Raw genomic sequence first — 2,913 nt, 5'->3', positions numbered from 1 at the left:
TTTAATAACTGGTCAAGTTATTAAGGGTGCAGGGCGGATGCCTTGGCACTAGGAGCCGATGAAGGACGTGATAAGCTGCGATAAGCTTCGGGGAGTTGCACGTAAACTTTGATCCGAAGATTTCCGAATGAGGAAACTCACTTAGAGTAATGTCTAAGTATCGTTAAGTGAATACATAGCTTAGCGAGGGGAACCCGGGGAACTGAAACATCTAAGTACCTGGAGGAAGAGAAAGAAAAATCGATTCCGTAAGTAGCGGCGAGCGAACGCGGAACAGGCCAAACCAATAAAGCTTGCTTTGTTGGGGTTGCGGACACGTCATAAACGAAGAGGTATCGTAAGTGAAGAGAGTTGGAAAGCTCCGCTATAAAGGGTAATAGCCCCGTAGCTGAAACGAGAAGACTTTAGATGTGATCCAGAGTACCACGGGACACGTGAAACCCTGTGGGAAGCAGGAGGGACCATCCTCCAAGCCTAAATACTACCTAGTGACCGATAGCGCATAGTACCGTGAGGGAAAGGTGAAAAGAACCCCGGGAGGGGAGTGAAATAGAACCTGAAACCCTGTACTTACAAGCTGTGGGAGCACATTACTTGTGTGACCGCGTACTTTTTGTAGAACGGGCCAACGAGTTACGTTAAGTAGCAAGGTTAAGCACTTAAGGTGTGGAGCCGTAGCGAAAGCGAGTCTTAAATGGGCGATTTAAGTTACTTGGCGTAGACCCGAAACCGGGCGACCTATCCATGAGCAGGTTGAAGCGAAAGTAAAATTTCGTGGAGGACCGAACCCACGAGCGTTGAAAAGCTCGGGGATGACTTGTGGATAGCGGTGAAATTCCAATCGAGCCCGGAGATAGCTGGTTCTCCCCGAAATAGCTTTAGGGCTAGCCTCAAGGTTGAGAGAAGCGGAGGTAGAGCACTGAATGTCCTAGGGGGTATTGCACTTACCGAAGACTATCAAACTCCGAATGCCGTATTCTTATACTTGGGAGTCAGACTGTGGGTGATAAGATTCATAGTCAAAAGGGCAACAGCCCAGATCGTCAGCTAAGGTCCCTAAATGTACGTTAAGTGGTAAAGGATGTGGGATTGCACAGACAACCAGGATGTTGGCTTAGAAGCAGCCACTCATTTAAAGAGTGCGTAATAGCTCACTGGTCGAGTGATCCTGCGCCGAAAATTTCCGGGGCTAAAACGTACTACCGAAGCTACGGCATCATTATGATGGGTAGGGGAGCTTCGTATGCAGGTTGAAGCATGACCGTAAGGACATGTGGACAGTATACGAGTGAGAATGTTGGCATGAGTAGCGAGATGTGGGTGAGAATCCCACAGGCCGTAAACCCAAGGTTTCCAGGGGAAGGTTCGTCCGCCCTGGGTTAGTCAGGACCTAAGCCGAGGCCGAAAGGCGTAGGTGATGGACAACAGGTTGATATTCCTGTACCACCAATAACCGTTTGAGAAATGGGATGACACAGAAGGATAAGCTAACCGTACTGTTGGTTATGTACGGGCAAGCATTGAGGCAGTTCCTACAGGCAAATCCGTAGGAATAATGCTAGGATGTGATGCGGAGCGAAATTTAGTAGCGAAGTAGCTGATTTCACACTGTCGAGAAAAGTCTCTATCGAGGTTAAAGGTGCCTGTACCGCAAACCGACACAGGTGGGTGAGGAGAGTATCCTAAGGCCAGCCAGAGAACTGTTGTTAAGGAACTCGGCAAAATGACCCCGTAACTTCGGGAGAAGGGGTGCCTGTCTATGACAGGCCGCAGAGAATAGGCCCAAGCGACTGTTTACCAAAAACACAGGTTTCTGCTAAGTCGCAAGACGATGTATAGGAGCTGACGCCTGCCCGGTGCTGGAAGGTTAAGGGGATCTGTTAGAGCAATCGAAGCAGTGAACTTAAGCCCCAGTAAACGGCGGCCGTAACTATAACGGTCCTAAGGTAGCGAAATTCCTTGTCGGGTAAGTTCCGACCCGCACGAAAGGCGTAACGATTTGGGCACTGTCTCAACAACAGACTGGGTGAAATTGTAATACCGGTGAAGATGCCGGTTACCTGCGACAGGACGGAAAGACCCCATGGAGCTTTACTGTAGCTTGACATTGGGTCTTGGTACTACATGTACAGGATAGGTGGGAGACTATGAAGCGTGAACGCCAGTTTGCGTGGAGTCATCCTTGGGATACCACCCTTGTAGTACTGGGACTCTAACCATAGGCCATGAATCTGGTCTTGGGACACTGTCAGGTGGGCAGTTTGACTGGGGCGGTCGCCTCCCAAAAAGTAACGGAGGCGCTCAAAGGTTCTCTCAGTACGGTCGGAAATCGTACGTAGAGTGTAAAGGCACAAGAGAGCTTGATTGCAAGACATACAGGTCGAGCAAGGACGAAAGTCGGACTTAGTGATCCGGTGGTTCCGCATGGAAGGGCCATCGCTCAACGGATAAAAGCTACCCTGGGGATAACAGGCTTATCTCCCCCAAGAGTCCACATCGACGGGGAGGTTTGGCACCTCGATGTCGGCTCATCACATCCTGGGGCTGTAGTAGGTCCCAAGGGTTGGGCTGTTCGCCCATTAAAGTGGTACGCGAGCTGGGTTCAGAACGTCGTGAGACAGTTCGGTCCCTATCCGTCGCAGGCGTAGGAAATTTGAGGAGACCTGTCCTTAGTACGAGAGGACCGGGATGGACGCACCTCTGGTGTACCAGTTGTTCTGCCAAGGGCATAGCTGGGTAGCTAAGTGCGGAATGGATAAGCGCTGAAAGCATCTAAGCGCGAAGCCGACTTCAAGATAAGATTTCCCACCGTAAGGGTAAGACCCCAGGAAGACTACCTGGTTGATAGGTCGAAGGTGTAAGTGCAGTAATGTATTTAGCTTATCGATACTAATAGGTCGAGGACTTGACCAA

1 rRNA gene is annotated in these 2,913 nt (G+C 50.1%); it reads left to right on the top strand.

What is annotated here, in order from left to right:
- The first annotated feature begins 10 nt into the window (after window positions 1-10).
- Window positions 11-2,913: ribosomal RNA gene (locus tag I2A66_RS16615) — 23S ribosomal RNA — on the top strand.

Source organism: Romboutsia sp. 1001713B170207_170306_H8 (assembly GCF_015550495.1).
In the GTDB taxonomy this organism is placed as follows: Bacteria; Bacillota; Clostridia; order Peptostreptococcales; family Peptostreptococcaceae; genus Romboutsia_E.
The sequence above is the reverse complement of the archived record's forward strand: the minus strand, read 5'-3'. Positions and strand labels throughout refer to the sequence as shown.